General features: G+C 74.6%; 15 protein-coding genes and 1 pseudogene. 9 read left to right on the top strand and 7 right to left on the bottom strand.

All coding sequences use genetic code 11. From position 1 onward, the window contains the following. Positions 1-146: 146 nt before the first annotated feature. Positions 147-1,793 (bottom strand): acyl-CoA dehydrogenase family protein, encoded by a 1,647-nt coding sequence (locus tag AB0K92_RS17755; RefSeq protein WP_365923835.1) that lies wholly within the window; start codon positions 1,791-1,793, stop codon positions 147-149. A gap of 201 nt (positions 1,794-1,994) precedes the next feature. On the opposite strand from AB0K92_RS17755, the gene AB0K92_RS17750 reads away from it, so the two are divergent. Continuing rightward, positions 1,995-3,134, top strand: a complete 1,140-nt coding sequence (locus AB0K92_RS17750; RefSeq protein ID WP_365923833.1) for a YihY/virulence factor BrkB family protein — start codon at positions 1,995-1,997, stop codon at positions 3,132-3,134. A gap of 22 nt (positions 3,135-3,156) precedes the next feature. On the opposite strand, the gene AB0K92_RS17745 is transcribed toward AB0K92_RS17750, so the two are convergent. Beyond that, positions 3,157-3,975 carry an NmrA family transcriptional regulator gene (locus AB0K92_RS17745; RefSeq protein WP_365923934.1) on the bottom strand — a complete coding sequence of 273 codons (819 nt, stop codon included), beginning with the start codon at positions 3,973-3,975 and terminating at the stop codon, positions 3,157-3,159. 218 nt (positions 3,976-4,193) lie between these two features. On the opposite strand from AB0K92_RS17745, the gene AB0K92_RS17740 reads away from it, so the two are divergent. Then, positions 4,194-5,171: an AraC family transcriptional regulator gene (locus AB0K92_RS17740; RefSeq protein WP_365923831.1), complete on the top strand. Its 978-nt coding sequence runs from the start codon at positions 4,194-4,196 to the stop codon at positions 5,169-5,171. 9 nt (positions 5,172-5,180) lie between these two features. Next, on the top strand, positions 5,181-5,864 hold the full coding sequence (locus tag AB0K92_RS17735; protein ID WP_365923829.1) for a helix-turn-helix transcriptional regulator: 684 nt from the start codon (positions 5,181-5,183) through the stop codon (positions 5,862-5,864). On the opposite strand, the gene AB0K92_RS17730 is transcribed toward AB0K92_RS17735, so the two are convergent. Both AB0K92_RS17730 and AB0K92_RS17725 read right to left on the bottom strand, forming a co-directional pair. Next, positions 5,850-6,251: a VOC family protein gene (locus tag AB0K92_RS17730; RefSeq protein ID WP_365923827.1), complete on the bottom strand. Its 402-nt coding sequence runs from the start codon at positions 6,249-6,251 to the stop codon at positions 5,850-5,852. The genes AB0K92_RS17735 and AB0K92_RS17730 overlap by 15 nt on opposite strands. A gap of 335 nt (positions 6,252-6,586) precedes the next feature. Continuing rightward, a pseudogene (locus tag AB0K92_RS17725) lies at positions 6,587-7,000 on the bottom strand (VOC family protein); the annotation flags it as partial. A 63-nt stretch (positions 7,001-7,063) separates the two neighbouring features. Between AB0K92_RS17725 and AB0K92_RS17720 the strand changes: the two are divergent. Both AB0K92_RS17720 and AB0K92_RS17715 read left to right on the top strand, forming a co-directional pair. After that, positions 7,064-7,678, top strand: coding sequence for a hypothetical protein (locus tag AB0K92_RS17720; protein WP_365923825.1), 615 nt, complete (start codon positions 7,064-7,066; stop codon positions 7,676-7,678). A 192-nt stretch (positions 7,679-7,870) separates the two neighbouring features. Then, a complete protein-coding gene (locus AB0K92_RS17715) occupies positions 7,871-8,521 on the top strand; it encodes a ThuA domain-containing protein (RefSeq protein WP_365923823.1) in 651 nt (216 codons plus the stop codon). Between the two features lie 33 nt (positions 8,522-8,554). Here the strand turns inward: AB0K92_RS17715 and AB0K92_RS17710 are convergent, their stop codons facing one another. Then, a complete protein-coding gene (locus AB0K92_RS17710; RefSeq protein ID WP_365923821.1) occupies positions 8,555-9,598 on the bottom strand; it encodes a LacI family DNA-binding transcriptional regulator in 1,044 nt (347 codons plus the stop codon). Between the two features lie 220 nt (positions 9,599-9,818). Next, complete coding sequence (locus AB0K92_RS17705; RefSeq protein ID WP_365923819.1) at positions 9,819-10,832, bottom strand: hydroxyacid dehydrogenase; 1,014 nt, start codon at positions 10,830-10,832, stop codon at positions 9,819-9,821. 322 nt (positions 10,833-11,154) lie between these two features. Between AB0K92_RS17705 and AB0K92_RS17700 the strand changes: the two genes are divergently transcribed. Next, the gene (locus tag AB0K92_RS17700) at positions 11,155-12,756 is read left to right on the top strand and encodes a carboxylesterase family protein (RefSeq protein WP_365923817.1); all 1,602 of its coding nucleotides are present in this window, start codon (positions 11,155-11,157) and stop codon (positions 12,754-12,756) included. A 431-nt stretch (positions 12,757-13,187) separates the two neighbouring features. On the opposite strand, the gene mmuM is transcribed toward AB0K92_RS17700, so the two are convergent. Next, the gene (gene mmuM, locus AB0K92_RS17695; protein ID WP_365923815.1) at positions 13,188-14,105 is read right to left on the bottom strand and encodes a homocysteine S-methyltransferase; all 918 of its coding nucleotides are present in this window, start codon (positions 14,103-14,105) and stop codon (positions 13,188-13,190) included. A 262-nt stretch (positions 14,106-14,367) separates the two neighbouring features. On the opposite strand from mmuM, the gene AB0K92_RS17690 reads away from it, so the two are divergent. The 3 genes from AB0K92_RS17690 (at position 14,368) to AB0K92_RS17680 (ending at position 18,039) form a co-directional block, all read left to right on the top strand. Beyond that, on the top strand, positions 14,368-15,453 hold the full coding sequence (locus tag AB0K92_RS17690) for a glycoside hydrolase family 43 protein (protein ID WP_365923813.1): 1,086 nt from the start codon (positions 14,368-14,370) through the stop codon (positions 15,451-15,453). A gap of 1 nt (position 15,454) precedes the next feature. Further along, complete coding sequence (locus AB0K92_RS17685) at positions 15,455-16,867, top strand: RICIN domain-containing protein (protein WP_365923811.1); 1,413 nt, start codon at positions 15,455-15,457, stop codon at positions 16,865-16,867. A gap of 116 nt (positions 16,868-16,983) precedes the next feature. Continuing rightward, positions 16,984-18,039: a rhamnogalacturonan acetylesterase gene (locus tag AB0K92_RS17680; protein ID WP_365923809.1), complete on the top strand. Its 1,056-nt coding sequence runs from the start codon at positions 16,984-16,986 to the stop codon at positions 18,037-18,039. Positions 18,040-18,106: the final 67 nt, after the last annotated feature.

Raw genomic sequence — 18,106 nt, 5'->3', positions numbered from 1 at the left:
AACCCCTTGCAACCCTGGTGAACCCGTATACGTTGATTGAAACTTGAGCGACGTCGCCCGTGCGGCGCTCGTGGCCTCAACGGGCCAGCGGGCAGGGGTGGTGCCGTGTCGGCGCAGCACCACCCCTGTCGACGTGTCCGGCCTGCTCAGGGGACGACGGGGCGCGCCCGCTCCACCACCGACGCCAGATCCAGCGTGTGCGGCAGCGTCCCGAAGGACGCGCCCCAGTCCCCGCCCAGCCGCGAGGCGCAGAACGCGTCCGCGACCTCCGGCGGCGCGAACCGCACCAGCAGCGAACCCTGCAGCACCAGCGCGAGGCGCTCCACCACGCGCCGGGCGCGCGCCTCCACGCCCTCCAGATCGGCGAGTTCCGTCAGCAGGTTCTTGATCGCCCCGTCCAGCCGGTGATCGGCGCCGCGCGCCAGGCCGATCTCCGTCAGCGTGGCGTTCAGCGCGTCCGGCTCCCGCCGCAGCGCCCGCAGCACGTCCAGCGCCTGGATGTTGCCCGCGCCCTCCCAGATCGAGTTCAGCGGCGACTCGCGCACCAGCCGGGGCAGCCCGGACTCCTCGACGTACCCGTTGCCGCCCAGGCACTCGGCGGCCTCCACCGCCACCGCCGGGCAGCGCTTGGTCACCCAGTACTTCGCGGCGGGCACCGCGAGCCGCAGGAAGGCACGTTCCTGCTCGCCGCCGTCGTCCCAGGCCGCCGCCAGCCGCAGCGCCAGCGTCGTCGCCGCCTCCGATTCCAGCGCGAGATCGGCCAGCACGTTGCGCATCAGCGGCTTGTCGACGAGCTTCCCGCCGAACGCCTCCCGGTGCGCGCAGTGGTGCACCGCCTGCGCGACGGCCTGCCGCATCAGCCCCGCCGAGCCCAGCACACAGTCCAGGCGGGTCGCCGCGACCATCTCGATGATGGTCCGCACCCCGCGGCCCTCCTCGCCGACCCGGCGCGCCCAGGTCCCGTCGAACTCGACCTCCGCGGAGGCGTTCGACCGGTTGCCCAGCTTGTCCTTCAGCCGCTGGACGCGGAACACGTTGCGGCTGCCGTCCTCCAGCACGCGCGGCACCAGGAAGCACGTCAGCCCGTCCGGGGCCTGCGCGAGCACCAGGAACCCGTCCGACATGGGCGCCGAGCAGAACCACTTGTGCCCGGTCAGCTCGTACGTCCCGGCCTCGGCCAGCGGCGTCGCCGCCGTCGTGTTCGCGCGGACGTCGCTGCCGCCCTGCTTCTCGGTCATCCCCATGCCGAACAGCGCGCCCGCCTTGCGCGCCGCGGGCCGCAGGTCACGGTCGTACACCGTGGACGTCAGCCGGGGCTCCCACTCGGCGGCCAGCCCCGGATCGGCGCGCAGCGCGGGCACCGCCGCGTGGGTCATCGACAGCGGACAGCAGTTGCCCGCCTCGACCTGCGTCCACACCAGGAAGGCCGCCGCCCGCCGCACATGCCCGCCGGGCCGGTTCCAGGCCGCGGTCAGCCCCGCCGAGACACCCTTGCCGAGCAGCCGGTGCCACGCCGGGTGGAACTCCACCTCGTCGATCCGGTTGCCGTAGCGGTCGTGGGTGCGCAGCCGGGGCGGATGCTCGTTCGCCAGCACCCCCCACTCCTGCACCTGTGCCGACCCGGAGGTCCGGCCGAGCCCCGACAGCTCCGCGCGCGCCTCGTCGAGCAGCCGCGGATCAAGGTGGCCGAGATGCCGCTCGACGGCCGCCACGAGCGCCCGGTCGGCCGCGTAGACGTCGTAGTCGGCCAGCGGCGGGGGCTGATTGGTCACGGTGTGGGTGCTGCGCGCCATGACTGGGAACCTACCCCGCGGTACGCCCCTGGTCACCCGTGGACCGGCGGCGGCCGCCCGGCGCTCTCGCGCCGCGACCGGCCGCCCCGGGGGTGCGGGCTGCCCACCCGAAGGTGCGGGGGCGGCCGCCGGGGGCGCGCCCGCCGGGCCGTCCGCAGGACCATGGTGAGCGTGACCTCGTACGGCGGATACCGTTGGGTCGTGCAGCCAGCAAGTGACATCCCCCAGCGGCCCTCCGGCCGTCTCCACCGTGCGCGTGCCCTCTACCGGAACGTCTCCAAGCGCAGGACCGCCTGGCTGTTGCTCAAGGACACCGTCAACTCCTGCATCGAGTACCGCATCCTCGGGCTCGCCGCCGAGGCCGCGTTCTTCACGCTGCTCTCCGTGCCGCCGCTGCTGCTCAGCATGATCGGCCTGCTCGGCTACGTCGACGACTGGACCGGCACCGACACCATCAGCAGCCTGGAGACCAACCTCCTGGAGGCCTCCCGGACCGTCCTGTCCGACAAGGGCGTCACCGAGATCGCCCAGCCGATCCTGGACGACGTGATGAACGGGGGCCGGCCCGACGTCATCTCGATAGGGTTCCTGTTCGCCCTGTGGTCGGGCTCGCGCGCGGTGAACGTCTTCATCGACACCATCACCGTCATGTACGGCCTCGACGGGGTGCGCGGCATCGTCAAGACCCGGCTGATGGCGTTCCTGCTGTTCATCGTGGCCCTGCTGATCGGCTCGGTCGCACTGCCGCTGATGGTGGCCGGACCGGACGCGGTCGTGCGCATCCTGCCCTGGTCGACGACGGTCGTCCAGGTCCTGTACTGGCCCGTGGTGATCGTCCTGTCCATCGTCTTCCTGACGACGCTCTACCACGTGTCCGTGCCCGTCCGCTCCCCGTGGATCGAGGACGTGCCCGGCGCCCTGGTCGCCCTCGGCATGTGGGTCCTCGGCAGCTTCCTGCTGCGCATCTACCTCACCAGCACCATCGAGGGCGCGACGATCTACGGCTCGCTGGCCGCCGCCGTCGCCGTCCTGCTGTGGATCGGCGTGTCCGCCTTCGCGGTCCTCGTCGGCGCCGCCATGAACGCCGCCATCGACCGCGTCTGGCCGGCCGCCGCCACCGCCGCGGCCCGCGAGGCCAACGAGCGGATGCGCGAGGCGCAGGTCGCCGAGTACGTCGCCCGTGCCGCCGCGGCCGCCCGCGAGGCCGACCCCGACGACCCCGACATGCCCTCCGAGTTCCCGGAACGCTGGTCCCGCTTCCTGCCCCCGGAGGACGTCACGGCCCGCCTGCGCGCCCACGCCAAGAGCGCGCCGAAGGGCGAGCACCCGCCGCAGGACTGAGGCGGCGGACGGGGGCGGCCGGTCAGTCCGCCACCCAGACGCCCGCCGCCGCGGCCCGCGCCGCGTACGCCGCGAAGTCGCGCGGCTCGCGGCCCAGCACCTCGCGCACCCCGTCCGAGAGGTGCGCGTTCCTGCCGTCCAGCAGGGACGCGAAGAGGTCGACGAGATACGTGACCTCCTCGGGCGGGTATCCGAACGCGGCCAGTCGCTCGCCGTACGCCCGCGCCGCCACCGGCCGGTACGCCAGCTCCCGCCCGGCCGCCCGCGCGACCTCCGCCACCGCCTCCCCGAACGTCAGCAGCCGCGGCCCGGACACCTCCAGCACCCGCCCCGCGTACCGGTCGCCCCCGGTCAGCGCGGCCACCACCACGTCCGCGACATCCCCCAGGTCCACGAAGGGCTCCGCCACCTCGCCGCCGGGAAACACCAGCTCCCCGCGCTGCCGCAGCTCGTCCGCCAGCGGCCCCTCGCTGAAGTTCTGCGCGAACCACGCGGCCCGTACGACCGTCCACCGGGCGCCCGGCACGCGCAGCGCCTCCTCGGTGGCCTTGGCCTGGTCCTCGCCGCGCGCCGACAGCAGCACCAGCCGCCGCACCCCGAGCGCGACCGCCTCCCGCGCCAGCCGCCCGACCGCCTCGGCGGCCGCCGGGGCGCCCACGTCCGCCGGGTGCGCCAGGTACGCCGCGTCCGCGCCCCGCAGCACGTCCGCCCAGCCGGCGGGACGGTCCCAGTCGAAGCCGTGGGCGCGCGAGGCCGGCCGTACGGTCAGCCCGGCCGCCCGCGCCGCCTCGGCGACCCGGCGCCCGCTGCGGCCGGTCGCACCCGTCACCACGACGGTCATCCCCTCGGGCCGCTTCCCGACCGTGATCACCGCGTCGTTCGTGTTCGCCGGGTTCGCCGTGTCTGTCGTCTCCGTGGTCTTCGTCGCATCCGTCAAATCCATCGTGTCCGTCGTCCGCGTCACGCTGTTCGCTGTCATGCCGCCAGTCAACCGCCGCCGTCCGTCCGGTCCCATCGCCGAACGGCTCATCCCCATAAGCGCGCGTCTACGCTGACCGCATGGACGCCCTCGCAGCCCTGCTCGCGGGTCCCCGCGCCCGCGGCGCCTTCATGATCCGGGCCTGCTTCGACCCGCCGTGGGCGGTACGGGTGGCGGACCGGGCGCCGCTGACGGTGATGGTGATGGCCCGCGGCGACGCCTGGATCACCCCGGAGACGGGCGAACCGGTGCGGCTGACCGCCGGTGACCTGGCCATCGCCCGCGGCCCCGACCCGTACACCTGCGCCGACGACCCCGGCACCGCCCCGCAGGCGCTGATCCTGCCGGGCGGCCGGTGCCGGTACCCCGACGGCCGCCCGCTGAACGGCTCCATGGACCTGGGCGTGCGCACCTGGGGCGACCGGGCCGACGGCAGCGCCGTGCTGCTGATCGGCACCTACCAGTGGCCCGGCGAGATCGGCGCCGGCCTGCTGGACACGCTGCCCCCGCTGATCACCCTCACCGCCGGTGTCTGGGACTGCCCGCTGACCCCGCTGCTCGCCGAGGAGATCACCCGCGACGCGCCGGGCCAGGAGGTCGTCCTCGACCGGCTGCTCGACCTGCTGGTGATCGCCGCGCTGCGGGCCTGGTTCGCCCGGCCGGAGGCGGAGCCGCCCGGCTGGTACCGGGCGATGGGGGACCCGGTGGTCGGCCGGGCGCTGCGGCTGCTGCAGGACGACCCGGCGCACCCGTGGACGGTGGCCACGCTCGCCGCCAAGTGCGGGGTCTCCCGCGCCGGGCTGGCCCGCCGCTTCACCGAGCTGGTCGGCGAGCCCCCGATGAGCCACCTCACCGGCCGGCGGCTGGCCCTCGCCGCGGACCGGCTGCGGGAGACCGACGACACCCTGGAGGCCATCGCCCGCCACGTCGGCTACGGCAGCGCCTTCGCCCTGTCCAGCGCGTTCAAACGGGTGTACGGGGTGAGCCCGCAGGAGCACCGGGCACGGACCCGGGCGGGGCAGGAGCGCGCACAAGGGCGCGCACAGGGGCGCGCGTAAGCTGGCCGCGTGTACACGGAACGGGTGTCGTCGCTGGTCGAGGCGACGGTGTGGACGAACACCCCGGCCGGGACCGGGCTCGGGCGGGTGCTGCCGGACGGCTGCATGGACCTGCTGTGGAGCGAGGGCCGGCTGTCGGTCGCCGGGCCCGACACCCGCGCGTACGTCCCCGACGGCCCGCCCGTGCCCTGGGCCGGCGTCCGCTTCCCGCCCGGTGTCGCCCCCGCCCTGCTCGGCGTCCCCGCGCACGAGCTGCGTGACCGCAGGGTCGACCTGGCCGAGCTGCGCCCGGCCACACAGGTACGGCGGCTGCGCGCCCTGATCGAGGCGGCGTCCGACCCGATGAGCGGCCTGGAGGCGGCGGCCGCGCGGCTCGCCGCCACCGCGGAACGGCCCGATCCGCTGCTGCGCCGCCTGGTCGCGGCCCTGGCCGCGGGCCGCCCGGTCGCCGCCACCGCCGACGAGCTGGGCCTCGGCGCCCGCACCCTGCACCGCCGCTCGCTCGCCGCGTTCGGCTACGGCCCCAAGACGCTGGCCCGCGTGCTGCGTCTCCAGCGGGCCCTGGCGCTGGCCCGGGCCGGTCTGCCGTTCGCACAGACGGCGGCCCGGGCGGGCTTCGCGGACCAGGCCCACCTGGCGCGGGACGTCAAGGAGCTGACGGGTCTCCCGCTCGGGCGGCTACTGGGCCGGTAGCGGCGCGAACAGGTCGACGCCGTTGCCGTCCGGGTCGTGCACGACGGCGTACCGCTGCCCCCACACGGCGTCCCACGGCTTCAGCTCGCCGTGGTGACCGGCGCCCACCAGCTCCTCGTACACCGCGTCGACCTCGGCGGGACTGTCGCAGCGCAGCGCCAGCGACGCCCGGGAGGCGGTCCCGGACGGTGGCTGCCAGCCGGGGTGGAAGGACTTCACGGTCTCCTCGACGTCCAGCATCAGCCGCAGCCCGCCGGGCAGTTCGGCCTCCGCGTGCGGCAGCTTCTCGGCTCCCTCGGGGAACGCGAAGCCCAGGCGGCGGTAGAAGGCGACGGAGGCGGCCATGTCGGAGACGACCAGACCGATGGCATCGAAACGTGGACTCATGCGGCCACCATAGGCAGGGCGGTGGCGCGGTGTATTGAAGGAATCGGACAGCCGACAGCCGACAGCCGCCGGCCGGCGACCTCGCGCGACACGGCCGAACGCCAAGAGCCCCCGTCCCTCCGAACGGAGGAACAGGGGCTCTTCTCGGAGCGCCGGGCAGGCCTTGCACCTGCATCTCCCCGCAGGAAGCGGGGCGTCTTTCCTTGGACCACCAACGCCTGACCGGTGACCGGTGTTCTCCGGCGGCCGGGCAAGATCGACTATACCCCAGGGGCGCGGTCGCGTCCAACGCGCTGCGGACGAGCTCCGGTGGTCAGTCGAAGGTGACGGGCGCGCGCGGGGTGCGCGGCGACGCCGTCCGTCAGCCGCCAGGCGAGGAGGGTGCCGTCGGGGGTGCGGCGGCTCATCGCGTGGGCGGGGCCCGGGTCGTAGCCGCGGGCGCGGGCGGTGGTGACGGCCGCGTCCAGGTCGGTGGTGCGCAGCGCCCAGGTGACCGTGCGGGGGCCGGTGAGCGCGTCCACCGCGAACGGGCGGGGGCCGGACGGAACGGACTGCTCCGGGTCGGGGCCGATGATCTCCAGATGGGCGCCGCCGCCCAGGCCGGCCAGATGGTTGCGGGTGCCGAGGCCGGAGTGGGTGCCTCCGGCGGTCGGTGCGACCCCGGTCCGCCGGGTGAACTCGGCCACCGTCGCCGCGAGATCGGGGGTGGCGGCCCCGAGGTGGTCCAGAGGTGCCGGGATCGCGTCCATCGCCGCCGAGAGTACGCCGGGCCCCACCCGGTCGTGGAACACCTGTGCGGAAAGATGAGGGGCATGACCCGTCTGCCGCGTGCCCTGCCGTACGCCTCCTTACTGCTGCCCGCACTGCTCCTGACCGGCTGCGGCGACGAGCGCCGCGCCGCGGACCCGGACGACGTAGCCTCCCGCGCCCGCGCGATGGGGATCGCGCCCGAGCACGTCTACGCCATCGAGGCCGACGGCTTCACCGTGGCCCGGCAGTCCGTCGGCGTGTACGGCGGCGACGGCTACTCGGCGGTCTACGTCTCCCGGTCCACCGGCGGCCAGATCCACCTGCGCGTCGACCGGGGCGAGATGACCGCGGCCACCTGCCCGGAGCTGCCGGCCGGTGATGTCTCCGGCGGGCGGACCGCATGCCGGAAGGACGGCGAGGCCTGGTACCGCAGTTCCGGTGACCAGCGTGAGTACGCCGTCCCGAAGGACGGTCACGTCGTCCGGGTCGGCGCCGGCCCCGAGGTCGGCCGCGACGTGCTGCGCGAGGCCGCCCTCGGTGCCCATCACCCCACCACGGACGAACTCGACGCCCTGCTGCCGGAGGGTCAGGGCGGCGCCGAGCCGCCGGTGGAGCGCGGCGACCTTCCTCCGGAGGGCGACGGGGCGCCGGACAACGACGTGGACGCGGGCGGCTGAGCCGGGCGGGGACACCTGTCCGGGAGGGGCGGGGGGAGTGCGGGAGCGCGGCCGAGGGCGCCAAGCCGCCGAGCCCCCCGGCACACCGCACACGCCGGGCACGTTGAGCCCTCAGCGCGCCGTGTGCGCCGGGAATCTCGCGATCGCCCACTCCCCCCGAGGCCGTGCCCCGCCCCGGCTTAAGGTCGTCACATGGCCCCCAGACTGCTCGTCTTCACCCGCACCACCGACTACCGCCACGACTCCATCCCCGCCGCCGTCGCGGCTGTCCGCGCGCTCGGTGCCTACGGCGTCGACCACACCGAGGACCCGGCGGCCCTGGAGGCGCCGTTGGCCGGATACGCCGCCGTCGTCTTCCTCTCCACCAGCGGCGAGGTGCTGACGCCGGCCGGGCGGGAGCGGCTGGCGGAGTACGTGGAGGCGGGCGGCGGGTTCGTGGGCGTCCACGCCGCCGCCTGCACGGAGTACGAGTGGCCCTACTACGAGCGGCTGCTGGGCGCCCGTTTCGACCGGCACCCCGCCCTCCAGCCCGGCAGGGCCCTCGTGGAGGACCGCGCCCATCCGGCCACCCGGCACCTGCCCGCCGTATGGAAGTTCACCGACGAGTGGTACGACTTCCGCACCAACCCCCGCGGCACGGTCCGCGTCCTGGTCGGCGCCGACGAGTCCTCCTACGAGGGCGGCGGTATGGGCGCCGACCACCCCCTCGCCTGGTGCCACGCCCAGGGCGCCGGCCGTGTCTTCTACACCGCCCTCGGCCACGCCGCCGAGGCGTACGCCGACCCCGCCTTCCGCGAGCATCTGCGCGGCGGCCTCGCCTGGGCGGCCGGGCTGACGGAGTGAGCCGACGGCGGGACGAGGCCCGCCCGCTCGGCCTCAGTCCCGTGGCGCCGCCGTGCTCTCGCGCGCGATCAGACGGGTCGACAGCTCCGTGCGGGTGCTCTCGGGGCGGTCGCCGTCCATCAGGCGGACCAGGAGGCGCAGGGCGGTGGCGGCCATCTCGGAGACGGGCTGGCGGACGGTGGTGAGGGCGGGGGAGGCCCAGCGGGCCTCGGGGAGGTCGTCGAAGCCGACGACGCTCAGGTCGTCGGGCACCCGCAACCCCCGTTCGGCCAGGGCCTCGTAGACACCGAGGGCCATGCGGTCCGAGCAGGCGAAGACGGCCGTCGGCGGCTGCGGCAGGTCGAGCAGTTCCCGCGCCTGCCGCCGGGCGGCGGCCTCGTCGGGCCCGGTGTGCCGGATGTACTCGGGCCGGTGCGGCAGCCCAGCCGAGGCGAGCGCCGACCGGTAGCCCGCCAGCCGCGCCCCGCCGCACAGCGTGCGCCGGGGGCCGGCGAGCACGGCGATCCGCTCATGGCCGAGGGACAGCAGGTGCTCGGTCGCCATCACCCCGCCCTGCCAGTTCGCCGCCCCCACCGACACCACGCCGGGCGGCGGTTCGAGCAGCGGGTCGATCATCACGAACGGGATGCGGTGCTGCTCCAGCCAGGTGTACTGCGCCTCGGTCAGCTCGGGCAGGTCGAACAGCACCCCGGCCGAGCCGCGCGCGGACAGCTTGTCCAGCCAGCCGCGTTCGGGGCGCCCGGCCCGGTTGCGGGAGAGCGCCGCCGAGACGACGACGTCCAGCCCGGCGTCGTGCGCCGCCTCCTCCACGCCGTGCAGCACCGCCCCCGACCAGGAGCTGGCCAGGGAGCGCACGACGAGGTCCACCATGCCCGGGGTGCGCGCCGCGTCGAACCGCGGCCGGCGCACGTAACCGAGGCGGACCAGGGCCTCGGTGACCCGGCGGCGGGTCTCGGGCGCCACGTCCTCGCGGCCGTTGACCACCTTGGACGCGGTCGGCACGGACACCCCCGCCTCCCGGGCCACCACCGCCAGCGTCGGACCGGCCGTCGTGCTCGAACGTGCCGTTCGGCCCATCGGAACCCACCCCTCCGGCCCGCCCGAGGGCCCTCGAACGTCACGACCCGCAGGCGGCTGCGGGGCCGTGACCACGACCGCATAGAAAGCGCTTCCTACCTTAGGTGGGTGCGGGGGAGTCGTGAAGAGAGGGGAATCGGCGGAGTGCGCCCGCGTGAACTCTCGCAACGCCGTGGGGCGAGGGTGCCCGGTGAGGGGCCAGGGGCGTGAGGTGCGGCTGTCAGGCGACCCTGGTCAGGTCCGCGTGGCGTACCTCGTGGGCCGGTGGCAGGCCCCGCGCCAGCCGCTCCAGCTCCTCCACGACGACCCCGCCGAGGCGCGCCAGCTCATTACCGAGCGAGCCCGCGATGTGCGGGGTCAGGAACACGTTGGGCAGCGTGTGGAGCGGCGAGCCGGGCGGCAGCGGCTCGGGGTCGGTCACGTCGAGAACCGCGCTCAGCCGCCCCGACACCAGCTCCCCGACGAGCGCTTCCTGGTCGACCAGGGCGCCCCGCGAGGTGTTGACCAGCACGCCGCCGTCCCGGATCAGGGCGAGTGCGGCCCGGTCCAGCATGTGGCGGGTCTCGGGGATGTCCGGCGCGTGCAGGGTGACGGTGTCACTGCCGCGCAGCAGCTCCTCCAGCGAGACCAGGCGCGCACCCAGCGCGGCGGCCTCGGCGGCGCCCACGTACGGGTCGTACAGCAGCACCTCGAAGTCGAACGGCCGCAGCAGCTCCAGCAGCCGGCGGCCCACCCGCGAGGCGCCGACGACACCGACGCGGCGGCCCAGATTGCCGAGGGCGGCGGTCTCGGCGGGCGACGGAAAGGGGTGCCCGGCGCGGTAGCGCTCGCGGTGCCCGAAGGCGTCCTTCCCGGTCAGCAGGATCATCGCGAGCGTGTACTCGGCGACCGGCAGCGCGTTGGCCGTGACCGCGCTGGAGACGGTCACCCCGCGCCGCCACAGGACGTCGCCCACCAGCGAGCGCACCGAGCCCGCCGCGTGCAGCACCGCCCGCAGCCCGGGGGCGGCGGCCAGGGCGCGCTCGTCGAGCCGGGGGCAGCCCCAGCCGGTGATCAGGACGTCCGCGCCGGCCAGCGCCCCGGCCGCCGCCGGATCGGCGAAGTCCCGTACGACCAGCGCGGGGTCGAGCTCGGCCGTCCCCCGCAGCCGGGCCATCAGCGGATCCGGGAACAGACGCGGGAGATGCACCGGGTCCATCGCGAACACGGCCCTGGGCAACCGGACGCTGGGCATGGGGCTCCTGACATGTGCCGGACGATCAGAACCGGTCGGTGAAAGCGCCTTCTACCGTAGGTGCGGGGGCGGGTGCGGGCAATCACGCAAGCGCCGGAATCGGCCCTCGCCCGGGCCCCGCCGCCGCCCGTGCCGCCCCCCCGTCGTCCTTCCGCGGAATAGATCCACTCGATGCGATGCTCTGACATGAACGGAGCGTCAGCGCGCGAGGAGCTGGTGGCGGATGGCGGCGGCAGACGGGACGGGAGACCGGACAGCAGACGGGACAGGACGCCGGGCAGCCGGCGGAACCGGGGACCGGGCAGCGGACCGGGCCGGCCCTGTGGTGCGCACGCCGTACGGGGCCGTACGCGGCCGGTACGAGCACGGTGTCGCCGTGTTCCGGGGCATCCCGTACGCGGCACCCCCCTTCGGCCCCCGCCGCTTCCGGCCGCCGGTCCCGCCCGAGCCCTGGCACGGGATCCGGGACGCCCTCGCCTTCGGACCCACCCCGCCCAGACCGCCGTACTCCGAGGCCTTCGCGCAGTACCTGTCCGACCCGGTCGTGCCCGGCGACGACTGTCTCAACCTCAACGTGTGGACGCCCGAGCCGGGCCCCGCAGCCCGCCTCCCGGTGCTCGTCTGGCTCCACGGCGGCGCGCTGACCAGGGGCTCCTCCGGTGTGCCGGTGTACGACGGACGCACCTTCGCGCGGGACGGCGTCGTCTGCGTGTCGGTCAACTACCGGCTCGGCGTCGAGGGCTACGGACTGTTCCCGGACGCCCCCGCCAACGCCGGTCTGCGCGACCAGCTCGCCGCCCTGCGCTGGGTGCGCGAGACGATCGAGGCCTTCGGCGGCGACCCGGACCGGATCACCCTGGCCGGGCAGTCCGCCGGCGCCATCAGCACCGGCGCCCTGGTCGCCGCGCCGCAGGCCCAGGGCCTGTTCCGGCGGGCCGTCCTGCAGAGCGGGGCGCCCGAGGCGGCCGACCGGGACAAGGTGCGGCGCATGGTGCGCCGGATGGCCGCCCGGCTGCGGATCCCCGCCACCGCCGAGGCCTTCGCCGCCGTCGACCGCGAGCTGCTGCTGCGCACCCAGGCCGAGGTGGGCCGGCTCGGCGGCCCCGTCCTCGGCGGACCCGCCTTCGGGATCGTCGTCGACGGCGACCTCGTCCCCCGCGACCCGCTCGAAGCGCTGGTCGACGGCGGGGCCGCGGCCGGCGCCGAACTGCTCATGGGCTGGACCCGTGACGAGTACCGGCTGTGGCTGGTCCCCGGCGGCCTGCTGGAGCGCGTCGACCGGCTCGGCGCCGTCGCCCTCGCCGGTGCCATGGCCCGCTGCCACGCCGGCCACGAAGTTCCGCGCGGCTACCGCGCCCTGCGGCCCGACGCCGGCACCGCCGAGATCGTCGGCCAGATGATCACCGACCACCTGCTGCGCCGTCCGCTGCACGGCCTGGCCGACGCCCGCCCCGGCACGTCGTACGTCTACGAGTTCGCCTGGCCCTCCCGGCTGCCCGGCCTCGGCGCCTGCCACGCGCTGGAGCTCGGTTTCGTGTTCGACAGCGGTGACGTGCCGGAGTCGGCGAAGCTGGCCGGCCGGGGCGCCCCGCGGGAACTGGCCGAGCGGATGCACCGGGCCTGGGTGCGGTTCGTCACCGACGGGGACCCGGGCTGGGAGCCGTGGGACTCCGCTCACCCGGTGCGCGTCTTCGGCGAGACGACCGAGCCGGGGGCGGACGGTTCCCCCGCGGTGCGCGCGCCCTACACGGCGTACGGTCCGCGGGACGCCGAGCTGGCGCTGTGGGCCGCGGCCGACGCCCTCGCCCGGGAGTCCACACCCGCGTCGGGCCCGGCCCCGGCTCCCGTGTCACCCACGCGCGGTGCGGAACTGCGGTCGGCGGTACGGCGGTTCCGCCGCTCCTCGGGCGCCCGCCGGTACTGATCACCGTCTCCAGGTCTACTCGGCGGCGGTGAGCAGCTGCGTCAACTCACGCGCTCACGTGCCGAGTCGGGCGTCGCACCGGCCTGTCCGGCCGGCTGCCGGGCCGCCGCCTCAGCGACTGCCTGGCTCCCGCTCCGCGACCGCACGAACCGCGCCTCGCCCCTGACCGGGCTGCCGTGCCCCGTGGGTGCCCGCCCCTGACCGGGCTGCCGTGCCCCGTGGGTGCCCGTCCCTGACCGGGTTGCCGTGCCCTGTGGGGTTACTCGCCCACGACCCCGCTGCCCATACCCCCCGCCCCCGACCGGCCGGGCCGCCGTACCGGTACGCCCGGCGCCAGCCCCGGCCACCCCGCCCCGCCCCGACGGCCGCCCCGCCCCCGCCGCCCGCGGGTCCGCTGCCGCCCGCGGTGGCGGTCCCCCGGAACGCCGGGGTCACGGCGTCAGCGTCGCCGCGATCGACGCGATCGCCTCCGGGCCCACCCGGCAGCAGCCGCCGATCAGCCGGGCCCCGGCGTCGCGCCAGCCGAGGACCTGGTCCGGGGTGAAGGTGGTGCGGCCCCGCCAGGCGCGGGCCTCGGCGTCCCAGGCCTCACCGCTGTTGGGGTAGACGATCACCGGCTTGCCCGTCACCCGCGCCGCGGTCTCCACGGCCGCGTCGACGTCGTGCGGGGCGCAGCAGTTGACGCCGACCGCGATGATCTCGTCCGCGTCGGCGGCCGGCGCGAAGGCCTCCTCCAGCGGCTGCCCCGCTCGGGTGCGGGTGCCGTCCACGGTGTACGACAGCCAGGCCGGCACCCCCAGCCCGCGCACCGCCCGCAGCAGGGCCGCCGCCTCGTCGGCGTCGGGGACCGTCTCCAGCGCCAGCACATCGGGCCCGGCCGCGGCCAGCGTCTCCAGCCGCGGCCGGTGGAAACGTTCCAGCTCGTCGACGCTCAGCCCGTAGCGGCCCCGGTACTCGGAGCCGTCCGCGAGCATCGCCCCGTAGGGGCCGGCCGACGCGGCCACCCACAGCGGCCGTGTCACACCCCGGTCGCGGGCCCGCGCCGCGGCCCGGCGGGCCAGCTCCACGCTCAGCGCGAGCAGCCGGGCCGCCTCCTCGCGGTCGATGCCGCGCTTCGCGAACCCCTCGAAGGTGGCCTGGTAGCTGGCGGTGATGGCGACGTCCGCGCCCGCCTCGAAGTAGGCCAGGTGCGCTTCGGTGACCGCCTCGGGCCGCTCGGCGAGCAGCCGTGCGGACCACAGCTCGTCGCTCAGGTCGTGTCCGGCGGACTCGAGCTGGTTGGACATGCCGCCGTCGAGGACGACGGTTGTGGAGGCGAGCGCATCGGCGAGGGGGAAGGTGCTGGTCATGCCGTCGACGGTAGTCGAGCCGGGGCCGGATCCCCCGCCCGAGTGTGTCCACCTCGTGAACGGATCGACGGGGCGCGGGAGTGCCGCCTCCGTCGGACCCGTTGACCGCCCAGCGGTACGCCCTTACCTTGTCGGCGTTCGGAATGACAGATGACGTTCGACATGTCGATCGACCGTCGAGCTCGTCCCCCTCGGTGCCAAGCTCGTCCCCACGACCGTCAAGCTCCTCCCCACGACTCGTCCCCCACGAGAGGCAGTCCGTATGAGCCGCGAGCACGTCCTGCCCCAAGAGCCCAGCCGACGACTGCTGTTCAAGGGAGCCGCGGCCGCCGGCGCCCTGGCCGCGGTGCCCGGCGTCGTCCAGGCGGCCGGGCCCGCCGCATCCCCCGAGGCGGCCCCGTACGTGAACCCCCTGGTCCGCAACCGCGCCGACCCGCACATCAACCGGCACACCGACGGCTTCTACTACTTCACGGCCACCGCCCCCGAGTACGACCGGATCGTCCTGCGCCGCTCCCGTACCCTCAACGGCCTGTCCACGGCGGCCGAGTCGGTCATCTGGCGGGCCCGCCCCACCGGTGACATGGGCGCGCACATCTGGGCGCCGGAACTGCACCGCGTGGACGGCAAGTGGTACGTCTACTTCGCCGCCGCGCCCGCCGAGGACGTGTGGCGCATCCGCATCTGGGTCCTGGAGAACGCCCACCCCAACCCCTTCCAGGGCACCTGGGTGGAGCGGGGGCAGATCAAGACCGCCTGGGAGACCTTCTCCTTGGACGCCACCACCTTCACCCACCGCGGCACCCGCTACCTCGCCTGGGCCCAGCACGAGCCCGGCATGGACAACAACACCGCCGTCTGGCTGTCGAGGATGGCGAACCCGTGGACCCTGACCGGCCCGCAGATACGCCTCACGACACCCGAGTACGACTGGGAGTGCGTCGGCTTCAAGGTGAACGAGGGCCCGTACGTCCTGCAGCGCAACGGCCGTGTCTTCATGACCTACTCCGCGAGCGCCACCGACCACCACTACTGCGTCGGCCTGCTGACCGCCGACGCCCGCAGCGACCTGATGAACCCGGCGAGCTGGTCGAAGTCCCCGACGCCCGTCTTCACCAGCAACGACGCCACCCGGCAGTACGGCCCCGGCCACAACTGCTTCACCGTCGCCGAGGACGGCCGCACCGACGTCCTCGTCTACCACGCCCGCCAGTACAAGGAGATCACCGGCGATCCGCTGAACGACCCCAACCGGCACACGCGCGTGCAGAAGCTCGGCTGGAAGCCGGACGGCACCCCCGACTTCGGCGTCCCGGTCGCCGACACACCGGCACGGGCGGAGGACTGAGATGAGACGTGCGTACGCGCTCCTCCTCACCCTCTGTCTCACCCTGCTCGGCGCCCTCGCCGCCGCCGGCCCCGCTCAGGCGGCACCGCAGACCGTCGTCAACGGCACCCAGTTCACCGACACCTCGGGCAACCCGGTGCACGCCCACGGCGGCGGGATCATCAAGGCGGGCTCGTACTACTACTGGTTCGGTGAGCACCGCAACGCCGACAACACCTTCCGCTACGTCGACGCCTACCGCTCCACCGACCTGCGGAACTGGGAGTTCAGGAACCACGTCCTGACCCAGGCCACCCACCCCGAACTGGCCGTCGCCAACATCGAGCGGCCGAAGGTGATGTACAACGCGGCCACCGGCACGTTCGTGATGTGGATGCACAAGGAGAACGGCAGCGACTACAGCGAGGCCCGCGCCGCCGTCGCCGTCTCCGACACCGTCGACGGGAACTACACCTGGCGGGGCAGCTTCCGCCCGCTCGGGCAGCACATGTCCCGCGACATCACGGTCTTCACCGACACCGACGGCACCGGCTACATGATCTCCGCCGCCCGCGAGAACTACGACCTGCACATCTACCGGCTCACCGCCGACTACACCGGCGTCGCGAGCCTGGTCGCCAACCCGTGGCCGGGCGGCCACCGCGAGGCGCCCGCCCTGTTCAAGCGCAACGGCGTCTACTTCATGCTGACCTCCGGCGCGACCGGCTGGAACCCCAACCAGCAGCGGTACGCCACCGCGACCAGCCTCGCCGGCCCCTGGTCGGCCATGGCCGATGCGGGCGACGCGACCGGCTACGGCTCCCAGACCGCGTACGTCCTGCCGGTGCAGGGCGCCTCGGCCACCTCCTACCTCTACCTCGGCGACCGCTGGGGCAACTCCTTCGGCGGCACGGTCAACGACTCGCGCTACGTCTGGCTGCCGCTGGCCTTCCCGACCGCGACCACCCTGTCGATGTCCTGGACCCCGGAGGTCACCGTCGACACGGCCGCCGGGACGGTCACCGGCACCAGCGCCGCGTACCACACGCTCATCGCCCGGCACTCCGGCCGGTGCGCGGACGTCACCGGCCAGTCGCAGTGGGCGGGCGCCCAGCTCAAGCAGTACGACTGCAACGGCGGCGGCAACCAGAGGTTCTGGTTCAAGCCCCTCGGCGGCGGCCACCACCAGCTGGTGGCCCGGCACAGCTCCCTGTGCCTGCGGGAGAACGCGAGCACGGTGACGCAGGAGAGGTGCGACACCTCGTCGGCCGCCCAGCAGTGGTCGCTCACCACCACCGGCTCCTACGTCACCGTCACCTCCCGCGCCACGGGCGAGTGCCTGGACGTGAACGGCGCGTCCACCGCCAACTCCGCCGCGATCATCACGTACACCTGCAACGGCGGCACCAACCAGCAGTGGACGCGCGGCACCTGACGGACCGTCGACTCCGGGTGAGCCGGGTCGGGTCAGATCCCGGAAAGGGCTAGAAAGCGCTTGCTGGACGCGGTACGGTCCCCGCCGGACCACGTCGTCGTGATCGAGGAGCGGGAATGAGACGTTTCGGTACGGCCGCGCTGGTGGCGGTCACCCTGGGGACCGCGCTGTCCGCCCTGCCCGCGCACGCCGACAGCGGACCCGGCGGCGGGCCGCGCCCGCTCGGCATCGAGCACTGCGCCGCCGGCACCTGCCACTTCGACGTCCCGCCCGGCACCTACGACGTGAAAGTCGTCCTCGGTGGCGAGACCGCGTCCAGCACCCGCGTCACCGGCGAGACCCGGCGCGCCCTGCTCCCCGAGACCGCGGTTCCCGCCGGTGAACGCGTCGCCCGCAGCTTCACGGTCGACGTCCGTACCCCCGAGGGCGAGCCGACCGGCCCGGCCGGCAGCGCGGGTCTGGACCTCGTCATCGGCGGCTCGGCCCCCGCGCTCGCCGGCATCCGCGTCACCCCGGCCGCCCGGGCCCGCCAGATCTTCCTGATCGGCGACTCCACGGTCTGCGACCAGCCCGGCGACCCCTACGCCGGCTGGGGCCAGCAGCTCCCGCAGTACCTCCGCAAGGGCCTGTCCGTCGCCAACCACGCCGACTCCGGCGAGAGCACGGTCACCTACCGGCAGGACCCGCGGCTGTGGGCCACCGTCCAGCCGCGCGTCCGCCCCGGCGACCTGGTCCTCGTCCAGCTCGCCCACAACGACAAGACGACCGACGGCCCCACCTACCGCGCCAACCTCGAAGCCCTGGTGGACGGCGTCCGCGCCGCGGGCGGCCGGCCCGTCCTCGTCACCCCCGTCGTCCGCCGCTGGTTCAGCCCCGACGGCACCCTGAACAACCCCACCGCCCTCCTGGTCAACGGCCTCGGCGTCGACCACCCGGCGGTCGTCCGCACCCTCGCCGCCGACCGCGACCTCCCGCTGATCGACCTCACGGCGAAGACGAAGGCCGTGGTGGAGGCCCTGGGGACCGAGGCGTCCAAGCCCCTGTACCTCTACAACGAGAAGCGCGACAACACGCACACCTCCGTGCACGGCGCCACGGTCTTCGCGGGACTGGTCCGCGACGAACTCGTCGCCCGGCACCTGGTGCCGCAGGGCCTGGTCCGCACCGGATGAGCCCATGAAGCCTCGGGGCCGCTCCTACACCCCCGTCGTGATCTCGATCGGCTCCGGGCTCTGGAGG

It is taken from the genome of Streptomyces sp. NPDC052687 (genome assembly GCF_040678395.1).
Classification (GTDB): domain Bacteria; phylum Actinomycetota; class Actinomycetes; order Streptomycetales; family Streptomycetaceae; genus Streptomyces.
The sequence above is the reverse complement of the archived record's forward strand: the minus strand, read 5'-3'. Positions and strand labels throughout refer to the sequence as shown.

Excerpts from the sequence above, each read along its gene's own strand:
- AB0K92_RS17755 (WP_365923835.1), bottom strand. The coding sequence starts at position 1,793 with ATGGCGCGCAGCACCCACACCGTGACCAATCAGCCCCCGCCGCTGGCC.
- AB0K92_RS17745 (WP_365923934.1), bottom strand. The coding sequence starts at position 3,975 with ATGACCGTCGTGGTGACGGGTGCGACCGGCCGCAGCGGGCGCCGGGTC.
- AB0K92_RS17740 (WP_365923831.1), top strand. The coding sequence starts at position 4,194 with ATGGACGCCCTCGCAGCCCTGCTCGCGGGTCCCCGCGCCCGCGGCGCC.
- AB0K92_RS17730 (WP_365923827.1), bottom strand. The coding sequence starts at position 6,251 with ATGAGTCCACGTTTCGATGCCATCGGTCTGGTCGTCTCCGACATGGCC.
- AB0K92_RS17720 (WP_365923825.1), top strand. The coding sequence starts at position 7,064 with ATGACCCGTCTGCCGCGTGCCCTGCCGTACGCCTCCTTACTGCTGCCC.
- AB0K92_RS17715 (WP_365923823.1), top strand. The coding sequence starts at position 7,871 with ATGGCCCCCAGACTGCTCGTCTTCACCCGCACCACCGACTACCGCCAC.
- AB0K92_RS17710 (WP_365923821.1), bottom strand. The coding sequence starts at position 9,598 with ATGGGCCGAACGGCACGTTCGAGCACGACGGCCGGTCCGACGCTGGCG.
- AB0K92_RS17705 (WP_365923819.1), bottom strand. The coding sequence starts at position 10,832 with ATGCCCAGCGTCCGGTTGCCCAGGGCCGTGTTCGCGATGGACCCGGTG.
- mmuM (WP_365923815.1), bottom strand. The coding sequence starts at position 14,105 with ATGACCAGCACCTTCCCCCTCGCCGATGCGCTCGCCTCCACAACCGTC.
- AB0K92_RS17690 (WP_365923813.1), top strand. The coding sequence starts at position 14,368 with ATGAGCCGCGAGCACGTCCTGCCCCAAGAGCCCAGCCGACGACTGCTG.
- AB0K92_RS17685 (WP_365923811.1), top strand. The coding sequence starts at position 15,455 with ATGAGACGTGCGTACGCGCTCCTCCTCACCCTCTGTCTCACCCTGCTC.
- AB0K92_RS17680 (WP_365923809.1), top strand. The coding sequence starts at position 16,984 with ATGAGACGTTTCGGTACGGCCGCGCTGGTGGCGGTCACCCTGGGGACC.